General features: G+C 40.5%; 21 protein-coding genes. 19 read left to right on the top strand and 2 right to left on the bottom strand.

The features are described 5' to 3' along the window. Positions 1 to 7: 7 nt before the first annotated feature. From KCG35_RS14810 to KCG35_RS14790, 5 genes are all read left to right on the top strand, one after another. On the top strand, positions 8 to 979 hold the full coding sequence (locus tag KCG35_RS14810; protein WP_230409188.1) for a sensor domain-containing diguanylate cyclase: 972 nt from the start codon (positions 8 to 10) through the stop codon (positions 977 to 979). Positions 980 to 1,095: 116 nt separating this feature from the next. Further along, positions 1,096 to 2,253 carry an AAA family ATPase gene (locus KCG35_RS14805; RefSeq protein ID WP_215820562.1) on the top strand — a complete coding sequence of 386 codons (1,158 nt, stop codon included), beginning with the start codon at positions 1,096 to 1,098 and terminating at the stop codon, positions 2,251 to 2,253. Continuing rightward, entirely contained in the window at positions 2,240 to 2,656 is a 417-nt protein-coding gene (locus KCG35_RS14800) for a bpX5 domain-containing protein (protein WP_215820561.1), read from the top strand. Before KCG35_RS14805 ends, KCG35_RS14800 begins: the two co-directional genes overlap by 14 nt. 32 nt (positions 2,657 to 2,688) lie before the next feature. Next, on the top strand, positions 2,689 to 4,473 hold the full coding sequence (locus KCG35_RS14795) for a hypothetical protein (RefSeq protein WP_215820560.1): 1,785 nt from the start codon (positions 2,689 to 2,691) through the stop codon (positions 4,471 to 4,473). Positions 4,474 to 4,475: 2 nt separating this feature from the next. After that, complete coding sequence (locus KCG35_RS14790) at positions 4,476 to 7,265, top strand: bpX6 domain-containing protein (protein WP_215820559.1); 2,790 nt, start codon at positions 4,476 to 4,478, stop codon at positions 7,263 to 7,265. 64 nt (positions 7,266 to 7,329) lie between these two features. On the opposite strand, the gene KCG35_RS14785 is transcribed toward KCG35_RS14790, so the two are convergent. Together KCG35_RS14785 and KCG35_RS14780 are read right to left on the bottom strand one after the other, a co-directional pair. Further along, entirely contained in the window at positions 7,330 to 7,686 is a 357-nt protein-coding gene (locus KCG35_RS14785; protein ID WP_215820558.1) for a hypothetical protein, read from the bottom strand. 303 nt (positions 7,687 to 7,989) lie between these two features. After that, on the bottom strand, positions 7,990 to 8,700 hold the full coding sequence (locus KCG35_RS14780; protein ID WP_215820557.1) for an SGNH/GDSL hydrolase family protein: 711 nt from the start codon (positions 8,698 to 8,700) through the stop codon (positions 7,990 to 7,992). 228 nt (positions 8,701 to 8,928) lie between these two features. Here KCG35_RS14780 and acsA point away from each other — a divergent pair, with 228 nt between their 5' ends. The 14 genes from acsA to KCG35_RS14710 all read left to right on the top strand — a co-directional run bounded on the left by acsA (position 8,929) and on the right by KCG35_RS14710 (position 23,731). Further along, positions 8,929 to 10,716 (top strand): acetate--CoA ligase, encoded by a 1,788-nt coding sequence (gene acsA, locus KCG35_RS14775; protein ID WP_215820556.1) that lies wholly within the window; start codon positions 8,929 to 8,931, stop codon positions 10,714 to 10,716. Continuing rightward, positions 10,713 to 11,702 carry a pyruvate dehydrogenase (acetyl-transferring) E1 component subunit alpha gene (gene pdhA, locus KCG35_RS14770; protein ID WP_215820555.1) on the top strand — a complete coding sequence of 330 codons (990 nt, stop codon included), beginning with the start codon at positions 10,713 to 10,715 and terminating at the stop codon, positions 11,700 to 11,702. Before acsA ends, pdhA begins: the two co-directional genes overlap by 4 nt. Further along, positions 11,702 to 12,688, top strand: a complete 987-nt coding sequence (locus tag KCG35_RS14765; protein WP_215820554.1) for an alpha-ketoacid dehydrogenase subunit beta — start codon at positions 11,702 to 11,704, stop codon at positions 12,686 to 12,688. The genes pdhA and KCG35_RS14765 overlap by 1 nt, the downstream gene beginning before the upstream one ends. Continuing rightward, complete coding sequence (locus KCG35_RS14760) at positions 12,685 to 13,959, top strand: dihydrolipoamide acetyltransferase family protein (protein ID WP_215820553.1); 1,275 nt, start codon at positions 12,685 to 12,687, stop codon at positions 13,957 to 13,959. The genes KCG35_RS14765 and KCG35_RS14760 overlap by 4 nt, the downstream gene beginning before the upstream one ends. Continuing rightward, the gene (locus KCG35_RS14755; RefSeq protein ID WP_215820552.1) at positions 13,956 to 14,204 is read left to right on the top strand and encodes an acyl carrier protein; all 249 of its coding nucleotides are present in this window, start codon (positions 13,956 to 13,958) and stop codon (positions 14,202 to 14,204) included. The genes KCG35_RS14760 and KCG35_RS14755 overlap by 4 nt, the downstream gene beginning before the upstream one ends. A 29-nt stretch (positions 14,205 to 14,233) precedes the next feature. Beyond that, positions 14,234 to 14,752, top strand: a complete 519-nt coding sequence (locus tag KCG35_RS14750) for a hydrogenase maturation protease (RefSeq protein ID WP_215820551.1) — start codon at positions 14,234 to 14,236, stop codon at positions 14,750 to 14,752. Between the two features lie 283 nt (positions 14,753 to 15,035). Beyond that, positions 15,036 to 15,233 carry a hypothetical protein gene (locus KCG35_RS14745; protein ID WP_215820550.1) on the top strand — a complete coding sequence of 66 codons (198 nt, stop codon included), beginning with the start codon at positions 15,036 to 15,038 and terminating at the stop codon, positions 15,231 to 15,233. 28 nt (positions 15,234 to 15,261) lie between these two features. Continuing rightward, a complete protein-coding gene (gene hypF, locus KCG35_RS14740) occupies positions 15,262 to 17,652 on the top strand; it encodes a carbamoyltransferase HypF (protein WP_215820549.1) in 2,391 nt (796 codons plus the stop codon). Positions 17,653 to 17,755: 103 nt separating this feature from the next. Next, positions 17,756 to 18,427 (top strand): response regulator transcription factor, encoded by a 672-nt coding sequence (locus KCG35_RS14735; protein WP_215820548.1) that lies wholly within the window; start codon positions 17,756 to 17,758, stop codon positions 18,425 to 18,427. Positions 18,428 to 18,429: 2 nt separating this feature from the next. Then, positions 18,430 to 19,704 carry a sensor histidine kinase gene (locus KCG35_RS14730; protein ID WP_215820547.1) on the top strand — a complete coding sequence of 425 codons (1,275 nt, stop codon included), beginning with the start codon at positions 18,430 to 18,432 and terminating at the stop codon, positions 19,702 to 19,704. A 92-nt stretch (positions 19,705 to 19,796) separates the two neighbouring features. Continuing rightward, positions 19,797 to 20,471 (top strand): class I SAM-dependent methyltransferase, encoded by a 675-nt coding sequence (locus tag KCG35_RS14725; RefSeq protein WP_215820546.1) that lies wholly within the window; start codon positions 19,797 to 19,799, stop codon positions 20,469 to 20,471. A gap of 16 nt (positions 20,472 to 20,487) precedes the next feature. Continuing rightward, on the top strand, positions 20,488 to 21,198 hold the full coding sequence (locus tag KCG35_RS14720) for a lipopolysaccharide kinase InaA family protein (RefSeq protein WP_215820545.1): 711 nt from the start codon (positions 20,488 to 20,490) through the stop codon (positions 21,196 to 21,198). A 192-nt stretch (positions 21,199 to 21,390) separates the two neighbouring features. Further along, positions 21,391 to 23,007, top strand: coding sequence for a phosphoethanolamine transferase (locus KCG35_RS14715; protein ID WP_215820544.1), 1,617 nt, complete (start codon positions 21,391 to 21,393; stop codon positions 23,005 to 23,007). 37 nt (positions 23,008 to 23,044) lie between these two features. Further along, complete coding sequence (locus KCG35_RS14710; protein ID WP_215820543.1) at positions 23,045 to 23,731, top strand: phosphatase PAP2 family protein; 687 nt, start codon at positions 23,045 to 23,047, stop codon at positions 23,729 to 23,731. The last annotated feature ends 13 nt before the right edge of the window (positions 23,732 to 23,744 follow it).

The raw sequence follows: 23,744 nt of genomic DNA, 5'->3' as shown, positions 1-23,744 counted from the left end.
GGGCTACATGGTTGACCACAGCTTATTAGGGTTCAAAGAACTCCATTGGATGATGGGGATGCTTCAAGATATTGAAGTAGGATTGGTCGTATTGGACCATGAATATCGAATCCAGGTATGGAATAGCTTTATGGAAAACCATAGTGGTATGGGGCCAATTAAAGTCAAAGGCCAGGTTCTCTTTTCACTTTTTGATGAGATTCATGAAAAGTGGTTTCGAAATAAAACTGAACCCGTTTTTCTCTTAAAAAATAAAACCTTTACTACCTGGGAACAGCGTCCCTACCTATTCCGTTTCCGTAATTACCGCCCCATAACCGGTACTGAGCCTTTCATGTACCAGAATATTACAGTGAGTCCTTTGGTTTCTGCCAATGGTGAAGTAAACCACATATGCCTTATTATTTATGATGTAACGGATATCGCAATTAATAAAAGTGGTTTAGAAAAGGCCAATCACCAGCTTGAAGAATTAAGTCGCACAGATCGCCTGACCACGCTGTTTAACCGAGGTTATTGGGAAGAATGCCTGCAACGTGAATTTTTTCGGTTTATACGCACTCATGAAACGAGTTGTCTTGTGATGTTTGATATTGATCATTTTAAAAAGGTGAATGATACTTATGGTCATCCAGCCGGCGATGCTGTTATCAGTACTGTAGCAACAAAACTAAAAGACAATTTACGCTCTTCGGATATTGCTGGACGCTATGGTGGCGAGGAGTTTTCAGTAATTTTGGTCAATACTGACTCGCCTAGTGCCTTATACTTTACTGAACGGCTGAGAAAATCTATTGAAAAAACGATTGTAACTCATGAAGGGCGTGATATTAGTGTCACTATTAGCTTAGGGATTGCTCAAATTATTCCTGAAATTCAAGATTACAAAGTTTGGTTAGAAAGGACAGACCAAGCGCTTTATCAGTCCAAGCAAAATGGGCGAAATCAATCCACTATATACGACACAAGTAAAAAATAAACTGCTTGAGCAACGATACATTTATCCTTGTCTTGTTATACAAATAATAATAGCATCACAAATTATCATACTTTAAATTAACCCATTCAAATTTTTAATGAGAAGTAATACGTCGTATGCCTGAACACTTGTCTCAGTTAGTTGAGTCAGCAGCACATTCTATTCGAACAGGACTCAAGCAAGCCACTCAAGGACTCATTGATCGAGAGTCTTTAGTCGATTTAATTGCATTGGCTGCAGTAGCACAAGAACACCTTCTCGTTATTGGTCCTCCAGGTACAGCCAAAAGTGCAGCTGTTCGACGCGTTGCCCATGCATTAGGTGGTGAATATTTTGAGTATTTATTAGGTCGATTTACTGAACCAAGTGAGCTATTTGGTCCAGTTGACTTACGCAAGTTACGTGATGGCACCGTTGAGACTGCTACTGAAGGTATGCTTCCAGAAGCTGATATTGTTTTTTTGGATGAAGTTTTTTTGGCTTCAACGGCAGTCTTAAATACATTACTGGGTGTATTAAATGAACGTATTTTTCGACGAGGGCATACACTTCACCAATGTCCTTTAAAAGTATGTGTTGCAGCAGCTAACCATTTACCTGAAGATGAAGCACTTGCCGCCTTTGCAGATCGTTTTTTATTGCATACTTTTATCGAACCCGTCAATGAAAACTTGCTAGAAGATTTGTTAAGAGGTGGTTGGCAAGTAAGGCATAAAGCAGTTAGTAATGTCACTTCATTAGAACACCTTGATGTCTTATCTAAAGCTGCTGCAAATGCTGATATGGAACAAGTCTATCAACCGCTGACTCACTGTGTAAGCTTGCTACGAAAAGAAGGCATTATGTTATCAGACCGCCGTCTTGTGAAGTCATTATCACTAATCAGTGCAGCGGCTGCATTACGCGGAAGTACTAAACCAGATGCACGAGATTTATGGGCATTAGTTTATGTTATTCCCACCCAAGAAGGTCAAGAACAAAGTCGAGAAGTGCTACATGATATTTTGCAAGAAACTGAAAACACAACGTTAAATGCAGCGGCCGAGTTAGCATCATTAAGCCTGGCTACCCGAGCTCAGCATATTATTGATCGTGCTCAAACACTGTTACCTGAAGCCAATATACCTTTACCAGAAGAAACTTTAGCCAAACTTGAAGCCATTGGCCGAGAAATTGATTCCAGTTTTTCTCCAACCCAAATGCCTCCAGAGCTTAAGGCATTAAGAGAAAAGTTGATTGGACTGTTGGAACATTCTGCAAATGACTCAAACTAAGCTTGACTGGCAACTAAGACAACCTCCTCTAGAGCCCACCGCTGTGTTATGCAAACAGCGTCAATTTATACCAATGGTCAAGCACTTACTAGACTGGTCAGCAACAAAGCAAAATGCACTACAAGGATTACATTTTAAACAAACACTTATGGTGTTGATAGGCAAAGTAGAGACATTACCATGGTTACCTGGCTGCGTTTATTTTGGCAAAGATCACCTTGCTCCAAATCTGATGATGCCAACTTTGTTAGCGCCTACAATTAGTGCAGATATTGTGCAGTTTAGTGTGACTCAAAAATTAGGCACGGGTTTGTACTTGATTGATCCAGCAGAGCAACAAATACTTCCATTACATCAAGCACGTCAGATTCAAGCAGCTTACCTTGAATCACTACTGACTTAAATAAGCTAACTCTCTATTCATATTTTGATGTTATGCAGTTACCCTCAGGTTTAAAGCACTGGCATGTAATTTTAAGCATTTTTCCTGATGATATTCAGGCAGTGCTCATCTCTCTTATCAAACGACTAACAGGTTATATTCAACCAATACAACATAACGAGTACGAAGGGGTCGCTCTTCCTGATGGCATAGATGGCCTTTCTACGAGGGGGGATTATCAACGCCTGCTACTTTCTGAATGGGCATTACTTGATGATTATCCTGATGAGTTTACCCGTAGAGCTATTATGCAGGAGCACTTATTTACAAAAGTAAAACGAATCAATCAAGATGAGGGAAAACACTGCGTTATATTATTTGACGGCGGTCCAGACTTACTGGGACAACCTAAAGTAGTCCTGTTAGCCTTACTGATTTTACTATGGCGAAGAACACAGCTTGCAAATGCCACATTTGCATTTGGTTTTTTACAAAATACAACACTTCATAATCTCAATACACTTGAACAAGACACCATAAACATCTTGCTCTCCGAGCGCTACAGTGAGTCAGTGACAGAAAGACATCTGATGTATTGGGATAACAGGCTAAATGACCTCAGTTGTGAATTCACTGACTTATGGTTAATCAGTGGACACTCTCATCGTCTTTCTACATTAAACCACCATACCATTCAACTGCAGGAGCAAATCCTGTCCCAACCTGTGTTAATTGATTGTGTCATTAAACAACAAAAAATAGCTGAAAAATCCATTACTTTACCACTGCCTGAAGCTCAACAATGTTTACGTATTATTCGTAACCCATTTATTGTCAAGCAAACATTACCCGTTGTTTTTACGGGAACACATCATGAAGTGAAAGAACTTGGCTTTAGCTGTAATGGAAAAAAACTGATCCTTATTGATAAAAAGCAAAACTTATACGTTATTTATGTACCTCACCAAGGGCAGCGTCAGGCCAAGATCACACGACAACAATCGGGTAGTCCCATTGCCGCAGTTCACTTTAGTAAACGCTATCAAACAAAAATACTTGTGCAGCACGAAGGTTTAAAGTTTATAGATGTACCAGGCATGTGTTCGTTTATTAAAACCAAAGAACAGTCACTAATACTACCAAAAGGTACTGTCTTCAATACATTCATTTATCGTAAGAATACAGCAGAGCAGGGGGAAGCTCATTTACAGATAAGAGACATCAAAAACCAACTACGAAAGCTTGAGCTGAAAGCACCTTATCAAATCACAACCATTGATCAACAGGTGCTGTCTATTGGCAAGCTATTTTCCTATGCATACAAAATTAAAGTTGAGGTTAATGAAATAAATGAGCATGAATTAGTTCTGGTGCAGATGGTAGGCAATCGTGAAAAGTGCCATCGTTATGAATTGGGCGCATTCCAGCAGCCAGCACTATTTATTCATGGAGCATCAAGTAATTATTGGGTTGCGTTTCCCTACAATACATCAATTTGGCACATTGCTGCATGTTCCAATCAGAACGCAATCATTTCCGTAACCGTTCCAGACAACGCTCATGTCTTTGGTGTCTATCACGCATTTAAATCATCAAACCATACAGTTAAAGGAACGGCTAATAATGAACAACCTGTATTACTTGTACTCAGTGAAAACCGCATGAAAATTATTGCCCTTATGCCATCTGGAAGCGAAGTCATTCATCATGCTGAAGCCATGATCATGATGGCTGTTGTGAATCCTGTACAAGATACTATTGCGTTTATATGTGAGGAAAATAAAGTAACATTTTTTTCTATCAACCAACGTTCAACTATTTTGTCGGTGCAGCGCTAACAATGAAATTACCACAATGGGTTTTTAGCGGTAAAGTTAATGCAAATGGTTTATTGCTACCAGATTCAAAACCGACAAAACAAATTCAGTCAACTATTTTGCAGTGGTGGCAACCTGGAGCAGAACTTTATAAATTTACATCATTTTATATTTTAATTTATGCTCAACCAGTGCAACTTGTATGCGAATTAACACCAGGCTATGCATTGGTCAAAAAAGGTACTAGTTATGTCTCAGGAGACCATTTCTCAGATGATGAATGTTATCCACACACAGTAACTCATAATGATCAAGGCCAAGTACAGTACTATAAGCTGAATGACAGTGCGCGCTGCCATCCTGGAGAGTGGTTGACATTAGAAAATTATAACGTCGTTACTTTAACTGAACTTGCTTTTCCTCCAGTAAAACCCAAACTGATTGACAATAATGTGGATAAAACAACTCGTGATGTATTTGGGTCTGAAAAATTCGCTGCTTCTAGAGAACAGCAAACGCTTGCCGATGCGTTAAAAGAAGCGGGACAATCTACTCGTTCCATTCCAGCCAAAAAACCGTCATTTTGGCAAAAAATGCTTTTTCAATTAGCTCAACGACTTAATACTCCCACTCATCATAATTCAAATAACACCGCACCAGAGTCTTCCTCCTCAGTCGATCAATCCTCTTCTCAAGGTTCTGTTAAATTGAAAGGGTGGCAGCAATGGTTACGGAAAAAGTTGCTCACTTCGCGTTTCGGTGTATTTGTCGGTCATCAACAAGCAAACTACCTTAAAAATATGTTGGAGATGTTTCAACAAGGTAACTTTGATGAAGCACTTAAGCATGCGATTTCAATCGATAACATGCCAACCTCACCACAACAAAATATGCCTTCAGGTTGGCTTAGTCAGCAACGAAACACCCTAAACTTTAGCAAAGAACAGGCAAGTGGCACATCATATCTTAATGTTCATGATGACTTAAATAATCATCTACAAGATGTTTACCAGCAATCTTTTCGACAACTTGATCAAGCTGGTCGCTATGAAGATGCCGCATTTGTCTTAGGTGAGCTACTCAATAAACATGATGACGCTGTGTCCTATTTAGAACAGAAAAAAATGTATCGGCTTGCCGCTGAGTTAGCAGAAGCAAAGCAACTCTCTATTGCCAGAGTCATCCGTTTATGGATGCTTGCTGGAGAAAAAAAACATGCACTTTGGTTAGCACTCTCAACAAAGCAGTTGCCAGAGGCGATTAATTTATTGGAAAAAACACACCCAGAACTAGCAGAAGCACTAAAGGTTTACAGCGCACGACAGTATGCTCTTGCGGGTGATTATTTAAACGCTATAACAATAGGGTTAGGCGTAGCAGAGCTTGAAGATGAAGTGACAGGATGGTTTGCTAACTTGGAACAAATTGCAGACAGCGCTCTTTCTCTAAAGTTACACGTACACGGCTTATACTATGATAAAGCAAATGCCAGCCATCATGCGCAAATACTCCATAACCTATTCCAGCTACAGGGAAATACTAAAGCGGAAAGTGATCCCATCAGAAATCATTTACGGTTACAGGTTATAAATGAGCTTATAGCATTAAAACCCCAAACAACAGCAATAGCCTGGGTTGCAAAGCTTGCTACACGCTGTTATTACCGGTTAGCTGAGCAAGGTGAATATCAGTTATCCTCAGATATCCTTAAAAAATTACTAAGCAAAATCGATGACCCATGCTTTCTTTCAGAGGCACGCAAAGTAAAAATCGAACGTGAATGGCAAGGGCTTAACCAACGCTCAAACCTTCCCTTATGTTTTTCATTATCCACCAGTTACCCACAGACACCATTATTTGATGTAGTGTGCTTTGATAATTTCAATTTATTACTCGCTCAAGGTGATACAGGCTTAAGGCTTGTTGATATTACAGGAAAAACCATACAAGAATACAGTCAACCAGGTCATAAACTTATTCTATCCGATCACTGCAATAAGGCTTTAATTATATGTCAACGCTCAACATTTATCTCACTTACTGAGTTTGAGCTTGCTTCCCATAAACTTACAGTAATAGGTGATTTTGAGATTGATCATTGGGCGAAAACTTATGATGGTACTTTTTGGTTTTGTGCTAATAAACAAAGTGTTTATTGCTTTGATTTTTTGACTGATCCTGGCAGCACACATTGGCAAATTAATGACCTACCTGGAAATGTTATTTATATTGAACGTAATGAACAAGATGTAAATATTTTAATTGAAACTCAACATGATATTCAGTTTTGGAGCTACCGCTTTCCTGCACTTACCTTGAAATGGCGCGAACCCATTAAGCATTGCACTTTTGAAAAAGCCCTTGGTATAACCATGCTCTCCAATACTCAACAGGTTATTATTGCAAAACATGTCGAAGAGCAAGCTCTTTTACTGGGTTGTCAGAGCCTGGTTAATATCTCATCATCCCAATCTGCATATCAGAATGTGCCTATGAGCTCAGGTACATTAGAGCGAGAGTGGTTTAGCTTCCCGTTAACGGGTAATCTCGCAGGTTTTTATCAGCTGTCTTATTTTCACAATGTAGCTGTTTTTAGTTATCAAACAGAAGCTTACCATGTAAGCCTATTTAGTATGAAACAACCTATTACAAGACGAAGCAATAAAATTGAAAAGGAATTAATAAATATTACTGCCGATGGCCCATTACAAATAACACATTATCAACATTATATGATTGTATTCTCTCGCTCTGGCAGTATTTTAGTCATCAATACGTTAACCGGACAGAAAATTAATCAACTCAATATATGAACACCCAATATTTAAAACAAAAATCGAGTCCCACCTTAGTGAGACTCGATGGGTTACTCATAAACTACATATTGCAAATATGTTTTTGGGTTTGAATCCACAACCGATCAGCTGTGCCAATAAAATTGCCATTGTCATCATAAATTGGCGCTTTTTGGTCGATTAGCCCTTTACATACATAACCTTCATGAGTTTCTTCCAGATAGCTTGCCATAGCTCGCTTACAATCAACAACATCCTGGAAAGAGCAGGAGCGTGGTCGAGTTGGTTGTCTGGCAGCCCAACCATTGACAAGCTCATTGCATGTAAACTGGGCACCTGTCCATCCCATTTTCCAGGCATCACGAGTGCATTCAGCGGATGCAGGCAGGCTTACTATAGCTGATAATACAAGTGAAGTAAGAATTGATACTTTTTTCATTGCGGTCACCCTTTAGACTGAGCAAAAATCCATTTTTTAAAAGATGTGACGCATAAACTTGTTGATTGACTTTTATGTTAACTTATCTCGTTGCGTATTAGGCGCATGCCCTTATCAGTATAATCTATGCAATCATCAATCAAATTTTGTGTTTAATACAATAAAGAATACTTTTTGTGCTGTGTGAATTGGCTAAATTTAAATTTCCCTATAAAGAACCTCTTAAGACTTATTTAGAAAAACATATTTTAGTACTTTCGTGGCACGAATATAAGCCATACAGTTTCAGCTAATTGACTAAAATCAGACATCATGCACTTTTTTTACAATTTCTGTAGCAAGAGCCTCTGCCCAGCATTTATACGTATCTGGACTGGGGTGAAAACCATCCAAGGCAAGATAAGAAGGTTCAAACGGTAAATTCATAGGCAAGTATTGGCAATGTTTATATTTAGACAAATGCGTAGATAACGTACCGTCAAGATAACGGGCTCGTTTTCCTAAATACCACTTTAGTGGAAAAGGTAATGCTGAGAATAAATGCATGGGTGGTAAGCCAGAAAAAAACAGCGTAGGAGAGGCAAGTTTTTCTGTTAATAATTGAATCAGCAGATCCAGCTGCTGTTCCCATTGCTTTTGGTGGGTCCCCTTAATGACATCGTTAACACCCACCACCACAATGGCAATATCAAGTGGCATCTGTGGCATCGTGAGTAATATGTTAATCAAATCTTTTATGGTATAGCCGGTTTTCGCGGTCAGGGTCCATGCAACCGTGTACGACGCACTGAGTATTTCTACTAACTGCCCTGACAGTGCTTGCTGTTGAGAGGAGGCACCCACCCCCGCAGCAGAAGAGTCGCCTAGTATAAGTAATTTTAACGTGGGTCCTTGTCCCTGTATACCTTGTCGCGGACCTGCAGGTTCTGGTAAGCGAGGTGTTTTTCGCCTTACATATAAACCTTGAGCAAGCAAAAATGGTGCGAGTCCAAGGGTGACTAAGTGATGTTTCATTTCCTTTTCCCAGATGTCCTTTTTCCAGTTTGCATTTCCATGACAGCCTTAGGTGTGCCCTTATTTTAAGAATGAGTAGAAGCCATATCCAATTCACTCTTATTAAGTCTTAAAAAGAAGACGGTAAACGTCTTGTAAAAAGTCACATTTAGGATAGTGACACAATAACAGTATAAAAATAGGCCCGTAACATATGACTAAAAATGGGCCAGTAACAAATGGTGGCCTATGGACTTTCCAATTATTCATAAAAACCTGAAAAAATTCAGTCTTACGCCAAACCTTACCGACTATCATCGTTGTTATCAGTCATTTAGCTGGCAACAGGCTCGTGCCAATATCAAAGGCTATGGTAAAGGGATTAATATTGCCTTTGAAGCCGTTGACCGACATGTCGATGAAGGGAATGGTGAACAAAATGCATTGATTTGGTTAAGCAAGAAAGGAGAGCGTCAAACCTATACCTATACTGACTTAAAAATGCTCAGTAATCGCTTTGCTAATCTTTTAGATCAACTAGGTACCAAACCTGGTGATCGAGTTTTTAGTCTCGCAGGGCGCACCCCCCAACTTTATGCCGCAATTCTAGGCACGCTAAAAATAGGTGGCGTATTTTGCCCGCTTTTTTCTGCTTTTGGTCCTGAACCTATTCAGTCAAGAATGACGATTGGTGATGCCAACATTCTGGTCAGCAGTTTAAAACTGTACAAAAAGAAAGTCGCTGCTTGGCGAGATCAACTGAATACGTTGCAACATGTCTTATTGTATGACTGTAAAGGACAGTGCCCTGATGACTGTATCGATCTCGATAGCCAACTGTCACTTGCCAATGACCAATTTACAATCTGTGAAACCTCGGCAGAAACACCAGCCTTATTACACTTCACCAGTGGTACAACAGGGAAACCCAAAGGCGCGGTTCATGTTCATGAAGCCGTGGTACACCATAAACATTCTGGTTTTTATGCACTGGATTTACATCCTGGTGATACTTACTGGTGCACAGCAGACCCAGGCTGGGTGACAGGTACCAGCTACGGCATTATTTCGCCACTGTGTAATCGAGTGACATTGATTGTAGATGAAGCAGAGTTCGATCCTGAGCGCTGGTATCAAATTCTTCAGCGGGAAAAAGTTAATATTTGGTATACCGCACCAACAGCGATCCGGATGCTGATGAAAGTGGGAGAGGAGCTGATTCAACAATACGATCTTAGCAACCTGAGATTTCTTGCCAGTGTGGGTGAACCATTAAACCCCGAAGCTGTGACCTGGAGTCAGCGCGTTTTTGGTAAACCCTTTCACGACAACTGGTGGCAAACTGAAACAGGGGGCATCATGCTCGCCAACTTTGCCGCTGAACCTGTTAAACCTGGTTCAATGGGCCAGCCTTTACCGGGAATTCAGGCAGGTATCGTCAGAGTGGATGAGCAAGGGCAGCTGACTGAAGTGAATCAACAGGGTGAAATTGGTGAGCTAGCACTAAAACCAGGCTGGCCTTCTATGTTTCGAGAGTATTTGCATGAAGCTGAGCGTTATAAAAACTGCTTCAATAGTGACTGGTATCTCAGTGGGGATTTAGCTTACGAAGACCATGATGGTTATTTCTGGTTTGTGGGTCGTAGCAAAGACCTTATTAAATCAGCAGGTCACTTGATTGGTCCGTTTGAAGTTGAAAGTGTTCTGGTTGAACATCAGGCGGTAGCTGAAGCGGGTGTTATTGGTATACCTGATGATGTGGCTGGAGAAATAGTGATTGCCTATGTGGCACTCAAGCCTGGTTATGAGGCCAATGAAGAGCTGATAACGGCATTAATGGCCCATGCGCGAAAAAAACTAGGCTCCGCAGTGGCGCCCAGAGCAATCCATATTAAAGATAATTTACCGAAAACACGCAGCGGTAAAATCATGCGTCGGCTATTAAAAGCACGAGAGCTGGGCCTACCAGAAGGTGATATTTCAACCCTGGAAAGTGATGAACACCCACCGCATCAAAATGCAGGGGATGAAGTATGACTGCAGCCAATACCAAGCCCCATATTAATAAAACTCATCTGCACTTTTTACTCAAACAAATGGTGCGCATTCGACGCTTTGAAGAAAAGTGTGCAGAGCTCTACATGCAAGAAAAAATTCGTGGCTTTTTACACCTCTATATTGGTGAAGAAGCCGTTGCCGTTGGGGTAATGAAAGTGCTGCAAGAAGACGATGCCGTTGTTGCTACCTACCGGGAGCATGGTCATGCGCTTGCTAAAGGCCTCAGCATGGATGAGGTTATGGCAGAAATGTTTGGCAAAGTCACTGGCAGTAGTCGAGGCCGAGGTGGTTCTATGCATATTTTTGATGCTAGCAAACGCTTCTATGGCGGCAATGCTATTGTGGCTGGCGCATTACCAATGGCTGTAGGATTGGCACTGGCGGATAAAATGCAAAACCGCAATCGAGTTACTGTCTGCTTCTTTGGGGAGGGGGCTGCCGCTGAAGGTGAGTTTCATGAAAGCCTCAACCTTGCCAAGCTTTGGTCATTACCCGTGCTGTTCGTCTGCGAAAATAACTTGTATGCCATGGGGACAGCCTTATCTATCTCGGAGTCTGAACAGCATATTTTCAAAAAAGCCCAAAGTTATGGTCTCGCTGCTGTCGAAGTGGATGGTATGAATGTGGTTGATGTTGAAGCTGCCGCACAAAAATGCTGTACCGCAATACGTCAGGGCGAAGGCCCCCACTTAATTGAATGTCATACCTATCGTTTCCGTGGCCATTCGATGTTTGATACCCAGCTTTATCGCTCACCTGAAGAGGTTTCCACCTGGCAGCAAAAAGGACCTATTCTCCAGTTAAAGCAGTGGCTGGAGCATAATGGCAAGCTGGATGAAGTTGAGTGGCAACAAATAGAAGTAGAGGTTCAGCAAGAAATAGAGCAAGCCGTAGCGTTTGCTGAGCAGTCTGAGTTTGAACCTGCCAGCGAATTATGTCGCGATGTCTATCTGGAGTCCGCCTGATGAATCATACCGAGCAGCTCACTTATCGTGAGGCCATGCGTGAAGCGATTCGAGAAGCCATGCAGCAAGACCCCAGTGTATTCCTGATGGGGGAAGATGTCGGTCATTATGGCGGTTGTTATGCAGTGTCTAAGGGACTACTGCAAGAGTTTGGTGAATCGCGAATCGTCGATACACCATTATCTGAGTCAGGGTTTGTCGGTGCGGGTATTGGTGCAGCCATGGGCGGTATGCGACCCATTGTCGAAGTAATGACCGTTAATTTCAGTCTGCTGGCATTGGATCAAATTGTTAATAATGCTGCAACGTTACGCCATATGTCAGGGGGGCAGCTTGGGGTGCCCTTAGTCATTAGGATGGCGACAGGGTCAGGCAAGCAACTAGCAGCTCAACATTCCCATAGCCTGGAAAACTGGTATGCCCATGTGCCAGGCATTAAAGTGCTGGCACCTGCTACCATCGCAGATGCGCGTTATATGTTAGCCATGGCGTTAGTTGATCCCGACCCCGTACTGATCTTCGAACATGTCATGTTATATAACAGGAAAGAAGCTGTTCCCAAAGCAGACGACTGTCCAGCCATGGATCAAGCAGTGGTTCGACAGCAAGGGTCAGATATTACACTGGTCAGTTATGGTGGTTCATTGTTTAAAACATTAGCCGCTGCAGAAGCACTGACTGAACAAAAGATCAGTGCAGAAGTGATCGATTTACGCAGTTTACGACCACTTGATACGCAAACTCTATTTTCCTCAGTTAATAAGACCCACAGGCTGCTCGTCGTTGATGAAGGGTGGCGAACGGGGAGTTTAGCGGGAGAGATATGCGCATTAGTGGCAGAGCATTGTTTTTGGGCGTTGGATGCACCACCTCAACGTGTTTGCAGTCAGGAGGTCCCTATACCTTATCCAAAACACTTAGAAATAGCCGCTACACCACAGGTTGAACATATTGTGACAACAGCAAAGCAGATCGTGTACCGATGAAAACCATCACTATGCCTTCCTTTGGCGCAGATATGGAGCAGGGTAAAGTTGCAGAGTGGAATATAAAACCCGGCGATACTGTGCACAGAGGCGATATCATTGCCACCATTGAAACCATGAAAGGCCTAATTGATATGGAGGTCTTCGATGATGGAATTGTTGAACAACTGCTGGTACAAGCTGGCAGTGAGGTTCCCGTGGGAGAGCCAATTGCCACATTAAGGCTGTTAGGGGAAGTAGCCGTAGAAACACCACAGATTAAAACAACACCTGTTGAAAAATCAGAAAAACCATCAACCCCATTATACGCTAACAATGAAGCAGATTATACAACACCTGTCAGCACACCACCTTCTGAAACTACAGCGGCTATTTCCACGCAACCTCATCTAGAAACAGCACAACAGGCTATTTCATTAATATCACCCGCTGCACGCTATCAGGCAGAGCAACAAGGTTTTGACTGGCGAACACTACCAATGGGAACTGGCCCTAATGGTGCAATCGTGCTAGCCGATATCCAGCGTTACTTTCAAGCTGAAAAGTCTGATTTAAACGCTACCACGCCGGTAAAAAAACACACTCATATTGAGCACGATGAAAATGAACAAAAAATGCGTCAAGCTATCGCGGCAGTGGTCAGCCAATCCAAGCGTGAAATTCCACATTACTATTTAAACCAGGATATTTCTTTAACGCATGCGCTTCAGTGGTTACAGCATTACAACGAAACTCAACCACCTGAAAGTCGACTGCTTATAAATGCCTTGATTTATTGTGCTATTGCTAAAGCACTACAGAAGTTTCCTACCTTTAATGGTTTTTTTCAAAATAACCGTTTTCAACCGGCAGAACAGGTTCACTTAGGAAATGCAATTAACTTGCGTCAAGGTGGACTCATGGTGGCAGCCATACATAATGCAGCAACGCTGACACCCGTCACCATGATGGAAAAACTGAAAGATCAGGTTATCCGGGCGAGAGAAGGGCATCTTACAATGTCAGAGATGCAGGATGCGACTGTCACGATTTCTAACTTAGGAGACCGGGGTAGTGATGCCATTTTAGGCGTCATTTTTCCACCACAGGTCGCTTTAATTGGAGTAGGCCGTGTCCGCGAGGTGGCCTGGGTAGAAAACCATATTATAAAGCCTGTTACCATTGTCAGTATGAGTCTTGCCGCTGATCACCGTGTTACGGATGGACATGATGGTGCACGTTTACTGAGTAAAATTAATAAACTATTGCAAAAGCCGGAGCAGCTAACATGAAGGATAAGAATACATTAACACGTTTTCTGCTAGAACAAATTCAAACCATTGCACCTGATAGCGATACGGATAATTTAGATCCGGACGAGGACATGCGTGATGAGCTCGATTTAGACTCTATGGATTTTCTACGACTATTGGAGTCTATTTCCAAGCAATTGAGTGTCAATATTCCTGAAGTTGATTACAATAAAATCACAACATTAAACAACATGGTAAACTATATTCAGGCAATAGCACGTTAACTAATTTCTACTCATTGTAATCATTAGCTATGATACAACAATGCGAGTTTACGGCTGAAAAAATTGTACGCATTATTTGTCTCGGTAACCCACTTCATGGTGACGATGGTATTGGTTTTCATGTCTTGAATAGGCTACAACAACAGTATAAATGGCCACCTGATATTGAATTAATTGATGGTGGAACAGGAGGGGTTACGCTACTCCCTTGGTTTCACCATTGCTCTAAAGTCATTATTATTGACGCAGTAAACGCCCCTTCACAAGCAGGGCAGCTTATTTATTATCTTAATATTGATCCTGCGATGTTTTCGCAAACCGATATGAATAGTCAAACATTTGAGCATGGTGGTAATGCAAGTTCGTTGCTTGAATTATTGGCTGTATCGGGTGCACCCACACCCTGTATTGATATTGTTACTATTGCTGGCTGCAACTTTAATGCATTTAGTCATCAGCTGAGTCAGGAAGTTTCCAGTAGGCTACCGATAATTTGTGAGAAAATTTATGAAATAATATGCAAAGAGTTTAAAGGCACTTGCAAATAAAAATAGTTTTTGATGAATAGAGATTATTCAAGCACGGCAAACCCACTTTTTGCTATACCTCAATTATTGCGGGTTCAACGGGCATTATGCAGCCGTTGGACAAAGGTGCTTTAGAAAATGGCTTTTATAAAGGTAAAGTTATAGGCGATTGCCCTGGGTAACGTTCGATGACATCCTGTATTGATAACAAACATAATAGTTTTTAAATATTGAGAATAAGGCTGTCAAAATACAGGTGTCGTATGATATTTTATAACCAAGAAAATGTGCAAGGACTGCGACTATGAATATTAAAGCTTATATTTTGAGTTTATTATGTATTTTACCTATTTCAGCCTTTGGTCACCCAAACCATGGTTTATTTGACTTTTTTAATGCATGGCTGCATTACTTAGTGGAGCCAGAACATGGTTTAGTATTTGTTTTGTTATTTGGCCTTATCACCTTAGTTGTCTGGCAATGGCGAAAGCAACATAAATAACTGTCGTTAAATAGAGTATCAATCTATTGTGAGAACCATAATTAATGGTTTCCTGTTGGACGTTAAAGGCCAAGTACAAGGAATTGGCTTTCGTCCCTTTGTTTTTCGATTAGCTACATCGCTTGGGTTATATGGCAGTGTCAAAAATACCTCTGCCAGTGTAGAAATTAAGCTTTATACTGATCAGCCAACGGTTGAGGAGTTTTCCCAGTTACTCATTCAACAGTGTCCCAGCCCAGGCTTTATTGAAACCATTAAGAGAAAACCTTACCTATATGCTAAACGACCTAACTGCTTCGCTATCTTACCTAGTTTGTCAGAGGGAACAGGACTCTCATTTCCGCCGGATTTAGCTATTTGCCAAGCATGCATTCAAGAATTAACGAATCCAACAGACCGACGATACAATTATCCGTTTATTAATTGCACTCAATGTGGGCCTCGCTATACGTTAATCAACGAGGTACCCTATGATCGAATGCATACCAGTATGGCTGCATTTACCCTATGTGCTGACTGTCAAACAGAATATACCAATCCAGCCAGTCGACGCTTTCATGCAGAACCTATTTGCTGCCCACAATGTGGGCCTTCGATTTGGTTTCAATATAATACGGACTCGTTTCAACAAAATACTGAACAACTTGAAAATCATACAGCATATTGTACGACACTAGATACATTAAAAATATGCGTTAAACAATTATCTCTGGGGAACATCATAGCCATAAAAGGCATTGGTGGTTTTCATTTAGCTTGTGACGCCACCAATGAACAAGCTATTCATTTATTGCGTAAACGTAAACAACGGCCAAGCAAACCACTCGCCATCATGTTGAAAGATCACCAGCATTTACAAGCCTACTTTTCTTCCTCATCAGATATTTTGGCTCAGGCTCAGAAACAACTTATAAGCACTGCGGCCCCTATTGTACTGATCCCTAAAAAAATCTTGAAACAATCGTTACCCGATATACTAGCCCCAGGACAACATCATCAAGGCGTAATGCTAGCTTATTCACCACTGCATTGGTTGTTGCTGAATTTATTTCAAAAACCGTTAGTGATGACATCAGGAAATGTATCAGGGGAACCTATATGCATAACCAATGAGCATGCATTACGCGAGTTACAACCTTTCGTTGACGGTTGGTTACTGCATAATCGAAATATTATTCATCGATGTGATGATTCTGTGGTAAACGTTATAAATAAAACTTCCCATATCATTCGTCGCGCTCGGGGCTATGTGCCAAATTCATGGCCATTACCTGAACAACTTGAACAGAGTTTATTAGAAGAAAAATACCTTTTTGCCTTAGGCGCTGACTTAAAAAATTGTTTTAGTATGACAGTAGGTCAACACATATTATTGTCTTCACACCATGGAGATTTTGCCGATTTAGCCTGTTTACAGGCAATGCAACAAGATAGAAAAGATTATCAACGATTATTAAATCTACCCGACAAAAAAATTCAGGCTGTTGTTATTGATTCACATCCCGATTATCACACCAGTCGTTATGGAAAGCATTTAGCCGAAAAATACCAAGTCCCTATTATCAGTGTTCAGCACCACCATGCACATTTTGCATCTTGTTTATTAGAGAATCAGCTTTCCCCAGATCAGACAGTGTTAGGTATTATTTTTGACGGTCTAGGGTATGGCAATGATCACACTTTTTGGGGTGGTGAGTTTTTACTTGGAAATTACGCTTCTTTTCAGCGTGTGGCGTACTTAAAGCCTTTTCCATTATTAGGCGGAGAGAAAGCTAACAAACAACCATGGCGTAATCTGATTGCATTACTCGCTCAAAGTGATTGTTTACATCATTTAAAAGCAAACTTACCTATTCAGTATATTGTAAATGAAGAAATTGAATTACTGTTAAAACTAAGCTCACGATTTCCTTTATCCAGCTCAATAGGACGGCTGTTTGATGCGGTTGCTGCATTATTAAATATTGCGCCCTACGAACAAACCTTTGAAGGTGAGGCAGCCATGCAATTGGAAGCACTTGCTTTACAGTATACAGATTCAGCAGATCATTATGAGCTTTTTAGCATTATCCCACAGCATAAACACTTATTATTAGATTCTTCTCCACTTTGGCATTTCCTAATTGAACAGTTAAGAAATAATAAAAATAAAGCAAGGTTAGCCTATATTTTTCACCTCAGTCTTGTCGATACCATTATTAAAACGGTGATCACACTAAAAAAACAAGAAAAAGATTTTAATGCTATCGCATTAAGTGGTGGTGTTTTTCAAAATACGTTATTACTTTCAACACTCAAAAATAAGCTCGAATCTGAAGGTTTCACTGTTTATACCCAACATCAAATACCCTGCAATGATGGTGGTATAGCGCTGGGACAAATAGCAGTAGCATCAACACAAATTCAATCTAAAATCTAGACTGTTAAGCAATTAAACCTTTCCTAGCATTTAAGCTTTTCTCATTCAGACAATATGTTAGACTGGACAGCGGTATAGATTTTAATCAAAATGAGTCAATAAAATGCGCATTCTGGTGATTGAGGATAACCAAGACATCCTGAATAACATCCTAGATTACCTGGAACTTAAAGGTTGTACTGTTGATTGTGCTCAAAATGGGCTTGGTGGACTCCACTTAGCGACTACTGAACATTATGATCTTATTGTGCTAGATATTATGCTTCCTGGTATTGATGGTTTTCAGTTATGTAAACGATTACGTAATGATGCACAAATCGATACCCCTATCATTATGCTTACTGCTCGTGATGAACTCAATGATCGATTGGAAGGCCTTCATTCAGGCGCAGATGATTACCTCATTAAACCCTTTGCATTATCAGAGCTTATGGCACGTATTGAAGCTATTTTGCGACGCAGCCGTAAAACATGGCAACGCCAGTTACAAGTGGGTGACCTGTCGTATGATTTGGATACATTAGAGATTAAACGTAAAGGCCAAATACTCAAAATAAATCCTTTGGGACTAAAACTTTTAGCGTTACTCATGCAAAAAAGTCCCGCAGTTGTCCGTCGAGAATTACTTGAAGAAACGCTCTGGGGGGATCAAATGCCCGATAGTGACAGCTTAAGGACACACATTCATCATTTACGCCAAGTGGTTGATAAACCTTTTGCTACGCCTCTGCTCCACACTGTGCATGGCATAGGCTATCGCCTCGCGGAAAAATAGCCATGGCTTTTCAACAACCTTTAGTCTGGCGTATCACCACTGCATTTTTAGCCATGACACTTGTGGTTAGCGGCGTATTTTCCTTAAGCATTGTCGCCATTGTTCACTTTATTGAAGAACAAATGGTTTCCGAGTACTTGGATCATAAACTAAATAAAATCATCACAACCGACAATAAAAAAGACATATTATCCACTCTGGATGACAACCTCCACTATTACACGACAAACTCATCTAATCAGCCACTACCAAAGCATTTCTCTGACTTAGATACAGGTTTTACAGAAGTTATACGAAATAATGAAGCATTTTATGCCTATGTGCGAGATTTAAACGGCCAACGTTACATATTGGTTCAGGAGCAAAACGAATTTGAAGCGCACGAACAAGCACTCTTCACCGCAGTACTTATCGGTTTTTTAGTCAGTATCTTAGGGGCTTCCTGTTTAGGTTGGTTGACTGCTCGGCGAGTGATTTCACCTTTAACGCGCTTAGCCCAGCAAGTTCGTTATCGAGACCAGTTACACTCCTTGGCTCCCACATTGGCACAAGAGTATGCTGATGATGAAGTGGGTCATCTTGCTGCCGCCTTTGATGACACATTGAATAAATTAAGACAACTGCTGGAACGAGAAAAATTATTTGCAAGCGATGTCAGCCATGAACTACGTACACCACTGATGATTATTGCCAGCTCCTGTGAATTGCTTAAGGAAACCTCACTTGATAAGCCTCAATATAATCAGATAACACGTATTGCTCGTACCACAGATGATATGCGTGATTTAGTGCAAACATTTTTAATGCTAGCTCGTTCAAAGCATGACAAAACTACACTTGGGGGCAGCACAACATTATTTAAAGCGGCTAAAGAACAGGGTGAGTTATGGGCGGCGCAGTTTAAAGAGAAAGGTATTTCTTTTGAAGTGATCGATGAACAAAATGTTAATGAAAATTTAACTCAGTACAATTTAGCGTTCCTAAAAACGGTAATTACTAATTTACTGCGTAATGCGCTTCATTATACCGAACAAGGTCAGGTCCAGCTGATTTTAATGTCAGAGGGATTTAGAGTAGAAGACAGTGGGATAGGTATCCCCAGTGAACAAAAAGAACAAATTTTTCTGCCTTTTATCCGTGGAAGCCAAACCAGAGGAGAAGGGTTAGGACTAGGCCTGTCTTTAGTTAAACGGATCTGCGAACATCAACATTGGTTAATTAGCGTTAATCAATCAGCTTTAGGTGGCAGTTGCTTCCAAGTGATATTAAATTCTTAGTCTTAACGTTTTTTTGACATTTTCCTAACGAGCGCTTTATGCCCCCGCCTGTAGAGTGGTGGTTTCAGCCATGATTAAATGGATGGATCACCATGCCCAATATCGAACTTGAGTTTTCACAAAAATATACGTCAGAACATGCCCAGGAATACTTGCTTAAACATCAAGATGGGCTAGCCCGACGATTATCAAATTGGCGGGACTTTCAACTTGCCCGCCAGGCATTAAAACAGGCGGGTGATCCCACATTAGTTCTGGACTTACCCTGTGGGGCAGGTCGTTTCTGGCCCTTATTGGCTGAAAACCCCAATCGAGTGATTATTGCTGCCGATAACTCACAAGCCATGCTTGAAACCGCACTGGCAGCACAATCTTCTGAAGTAGTCGCTCGCATTAACGCTTTTCAAACCTCTGCTTTTGCCATTGATCTAGATAACAATGCGGTGGACTGTATTTTTTGTATTCGACTGTTACACCACATTGCAGAACACAACCACCGCCTTGCACTTCTCAAAGAATTTCACCGAGTAACACGGGATACCGTGATTTTATCGCTATGGGTTGATGGGAACTACAAGGCCTGGAAGCGCAAACGTCTAGAGCAACAGCGTGTTGATCAGGGAAAGAAAAACGAAAACCGGTTTGTGGTGAAACGAGACATGATAAAAAACGAAATAAAACAAGCTGGTTTTACTATTTTACATCAACAGGATTTCCTTCCAGGTTATGCCATGTGGCGTGTATATACCCTGCGCAAAGCAGCCTAAAGCGGGACTGTAGTTCATGATAAGCACAAAGTTAAGTGGCTTCTCGTTTGAAGATTGGTGGCAGTGCAAAGGGACATGGGTTGAGCCACCGAACCAGCGGAGAGGAGGGGAGAGTGGTGTCCAACACATACTATTCCCTGAACAGGTTCAACTTTACTGTAAACGTCAACAAGGGCATTTATATCATTCATTACGCTATCCTTTTGGTCGTCCAACCATACTACGTGAGTGGCATGCACTGCATATATTTCAACGCATTGGTATTCAGGTTCCTCGTATTGTTTATTGTGCGGCTCGAAAATATTCAGGTCAGTGGCAAGCACTCTTAATTACCGAACCATTGGCAGGGTTTATAAGTCTTGACGCATTTTACCAACAGAAGCTGGAGCGCGGGCAACGTGAAAAAGTACTCCATGCTGTCGCAAAAACATTAAGGCATTTACATTTAGCACGATGGCAACATGGTTGTTGTTACCCAAAACACATCTTTGTTAAGGCACAGCCGATTGAACACACTATGAATGTAGAAATAGCTCTGCTTGATCTTGAAAAAAGCCGGCGTCGATTAACCGTAAAAAAAGCGTCTACTCATGACCTTCAACAATTATTTCGTCACAGTCCAAACATGACACGAAAAGATGAACATTATTTTTTGAAACGTTATTTACAAACAGTGATACAACCACGTAATGTTTTAGAAAAAAATAGCATTATTTATGAGACATAAAACCATATAAATGTTTCGACTCTATTTATAGAGCATAATAGAAGGTTATTCTAATAATAACTAAGATCAATTAAATTAAGAATAAAGTAAAAATTCACAAAAAATGAGGCAACAACCATTTCAAATAGTTTTGCTTCAGAAGTCAAATAAAGTCTCTAGGTTAGTAAAATAAGATTGGAAATAATGTAATATATGCATCACTACAAACTCACCGCAAGGTGGATAATTTTTTTTACGACTATTTTTATCCTCACCTCAGGTAATATAGCCTTTTTTAAACAAGTGCTAGCCGTTTATCCATGGTCTGATAATGCTGCATTTATTCTCTCATTATCCATAATGTTGGGCGGCGTTATTATGTTGCTCTTAAGCCTCTTTTCTATTGTAATTCCTATCAGAGTTGTTGCCAGTATATTTCTATTATTTACAGCATCTATAAGTTATTTTTCTGATCAATTTGGTTCAATCATTGATGTCAGCATGATTCAAAACATGGTCGAAACAAATACACAAGAAGCTATGGATCTGGTCAGTACAGAACTTGTCTTTCGTATTGTGCTATTAGGTATCCTACCTGCAACGCTTCTATGGTGGTTGCCTGTTAAAAAAGCAGGATGGGGCAGGGAACTAGGTTTTACAATGCTAACAGGTTGTGCTGCGCTGGCCATCATCATACTCACAATGTTACCTTTCAGTGATTACTACGCGAGTTTTTTTCGTCAACATAAACCCTTGCGCTATTATACAAGCCCTATCTATCCGCTGTACTCGGCTACAAAGTATATTGTGAGCACGGTGAATGCTTCAGAGACATCCACTACTTATACTCGTGTGGTGCATACAGTAGAAAAAGTAAAAAATAATAGTCAGCCAAAACTCTTTATTATGATTGTTGGCGAAACAGCCCGTGCAGATCATTTTTCACTAAATGGATATTCACGTAATACCAACCCAGGTTTGTCAAAAGAAAAAAGAATTATTAGCTATCAACAGATCCACTCTTGTGGCACATCAACAGCCGTTTCTGTGCCCTGTATGTTTTCTTTTTCAAACCAAGCTGATTTTAACCTCAGTGCAGCGAACTATACCGAAAATGTCTTGGATGTATTAGTCAGGGCAGGGGTAAATGTATTATGGCGAGACAATAATTCCAATTCCAAAGGTGTTGCATTAAGAGTCCCTTATCAAGACTTTAGGAATAAAAAATTAAACCCTCAATGTGATGAGATTGAATGCCATGATACGGGTATGCTTGCAGGACTTCAGCAATATATTAACCAACAGCAGGGGGATATATTCATTGTGTTGCATCAAATGGGGAGTCATGGTCCAGCCTATTTTAAACGCTATCCAATTAGTTTTGAAAAATTTAAACCTGCTTGTCACTCAATTGAATTATCAACCTGTACCCAAGAAGAAATCATTAATGCTTTTGACAACAGCATTTTATATACGGACTATTTTTTATCAAAAGTGATTTCATTACTTAAGGCAAATGCACAGTATGAAACAGCCATGTTTTATGTCAGTGATCATGGCGAATCATTGGGTGAACATAATGTTTACCTTCATGGGTTGCCCTACTGGTTTGCACCAGACACTCAAAAACATGTACCACTGATTGCCTGGATAGGGCCTACCTCCAATATTGATTATCCACGCTCGCTAACACTTAAAGAAACACCTAACACTCATGATGCAATTGCTAAAACGTTATTGGATATCTTTGAATTAAAAACAGATATTTACCCCTATTTTAATCAAATCAAACCATTATTTTATTTGAGAGCAGTCAATGTCGTTCAGTAAACACATTATTTTAACAAGCAGTATAATGATTTTGAGTATGCTTTTGTTTGAGTGGACATCGCTGGATATTTGGGTACAGCATTATTTCTTCAATATTGAGCAACAACAATGGTTATGGGATAAATCAGAGCCTATCGCTCAATTTGTATTATATGATGGTATAAAAGTGCTACTCATCGTATTAGCATTATTTTTGATCATCTGTCTAACATGTTTCCGGCATATTCATTGGGTTAAGGAACGTTTACATGGCTTCCGTATTGTATTATTATCGCTGATTTTGGTGCCTTTAACGATCAGCACACTAAAAGCTACCACAAATGTAGCCTGTCCTCACGATCTACAAGTATTTGGTGGACAGATACCTTATATCAAAGTATTAGAAACTTACCCGGAAAATGAGCGGCCACTTAAACAGCAACGCTGTTTTCCTGCTGGACATGCCAGTGGTGGCTTTGCATTATTATCACTAACGTTTTTATTTCAAAGTAAACGAAACAAACAACGTGCATTGATTTTTGCTTTATGCCTAGGATGGGTAATGGGCGGTTATAAAATGATCATTGGTGATCATTTCTTAAGTCATACGTTGGTTACCATGGAAGTTTCATGGCTGTTAATTTGTTTTATCGTACTCATAAATCAATGGATACAAGCAATAAACGCTAAGCTATCAAGGAACGTGTCAAAAACCTTTTTACAGCCTGGTGAAAGCCCTCCATAGCTTTCTATACAGA

Source organism: Zooshikella harenae (assembly GCF_018837975.1).
GTDB lineage: Bacteria > Pseudomonadota > Gammaproteobacteria > Pseudomonadales > Zooshikellaceae > Zooshikella > Zooshikella harenae.
This window is presented reverse-complemented; position numbering and strand designations above follow the sequence as displayed.

What these genes read in the sequence shown, in the direction of transcription:
- KCG35_RS14730 (WP_215820547.1), top strand. Translation starts at nt 18,430, where the DNA reads ATGGCTTTTCAACAACCTTTAGTCTGGCGTATCACCACTGCATTTTTA.
- KCG35_RS14780 (WP_215820557.1), bottom strand. Translation starts at nt 8,700, where the DNA reads ATGAAACATCACTTAGTCACCCTTGGACTCGCACCATTTTTGCTTGCT.
- KCG35_RS14735 (WP_215820548.1), top strand. Translation starts at nt 17,756, where the DNA reads ATGCGCATTCTGGTGATTGAGGATAACCAAGACATCCTGAATAACATC.
- KCG35_RS14765 (WP_215820554.1), top strand. Translation starts at nt 11,702, where the DNA reads ATGAATCATACCGAGCAGCTCACTTATCGTGAGGCCATGCGTGAAGCG.
- KCG35_RS14810 (WP_230409188.1), top strand. Translation starts at nt 8, where the DNA reads ATGGTTGACCACAGCTTATTAGGGTTCAAAGAACTCCATTGGATGATG.
- KCG35_RS14795 (WP_215820560.1), top strand. Translation starts at nt 2,689, where the DNA reads ATGCAGTTACCCTCAGGTTTAAAGCACTGGCATGTAATTTTAAGCATT.
- KCG35_RS14715 (WP_215820544.1), top strand. Translation starts at nt 21,391, where the DNA reads ATGCATCACTACAAACTCACCGCAAGGTGGATAATTTTTTTTACGACT.
- acsA (WP_215820556.1), top strand. Translation starts at nt 8,929, where the DNA reads ATGGACTTTCCAATTATTCATAAAAACCTGAAAAAATTCAGTCTTACG.
- KCG35_RS14760 (WP_215820553.1), top strand. Translation starts at nt 12,685, where the DNA reads ATGAAAACCATCACTATGCCTTCCTTTGGCGCAGATATGGAGCAGGGT.
- KCG35_RS14755 (WP_215820552.1), top strand. Translation starts at nt 13,956, where the DNA reads ATGAAGGATAAGAATACATTAACACGTTTTCTGCTAGAACAAATTCAA.
- KCG35_RS14790 (WP_215820559.1), top strand. Translation starts at nt 4,476, where the DNA reads ATGAAATTACCACAATGGGTTTTTAGCGGTAAAGTTAATGCAAATGGT.
- KCG35_RS14720 (WP_215820545.1), top strand. Translation starts at nt 20,488, where the DNA reads ATGATAAGCACAAAGTTAAGTGGCTTCTCGTTTGAAGATTGGTGGCAG.
- KCG35_RS14785 (WP_215820558.1), bottom strand. Translation starts at nt 7,686, where the DNA reads ATGAAAAAAGTATCAATTCTTACTTCACTTGTATTATCAGCTATAGTA.
- KCG35_RS14745 (WP_215820550.1), top strand. Translation starts at nt 15,036, where the DNA reads ATGAATATTAAAGCTTATATTTTGAGTTTATTATGTATTTTACCTATT.
- KCG35_RS14750 (WP_215820551.1), top strand. Translation starts at nt 14,234, where the DNA reads ATGATACAACAATGCGAGTTTACGGCTGAAAAAATTGTACGCATTATT.
- pdhA (WP_215820555.1), top strand. Translation starts at nt 10,713, where the DNA reads ATGACTGCAGCCAATACCAAGCCCCATATTAATAAAACTCATCTGCAC.
- KCG35_RS14800 (WP_215820561.1), top strand. Translation starts at nt 2,240, where the DNA reads ATGACTCAAACTAAGCTTGACTGGCAACTAAGACAACCTCCTCTAGAG.
- KCG35_RS14710 (WP_215820543.1), top strand. Translation starts at nt 23,045, where the DNA reads ATGCTTTTGTTTGAGTGGACATCGCTGGATATTTGGGTACAGCATTAT.
- KCG35_RS14805 (WP_215820562.1), top strand. Translation starts at nt 1,096, where the DNA reads ATGCCTGAACACTTGTCTCAGTTAGTTGAGTCAGCAGCACATTCTATT.
- KCG35_RS14725 (WP_215820546.1), top strand. Translation starts at nt 19,797, where the DNA reads ATGCCCAATATCGAACTTGAGTTTTCACAAAAATATACGTCAGAACAT.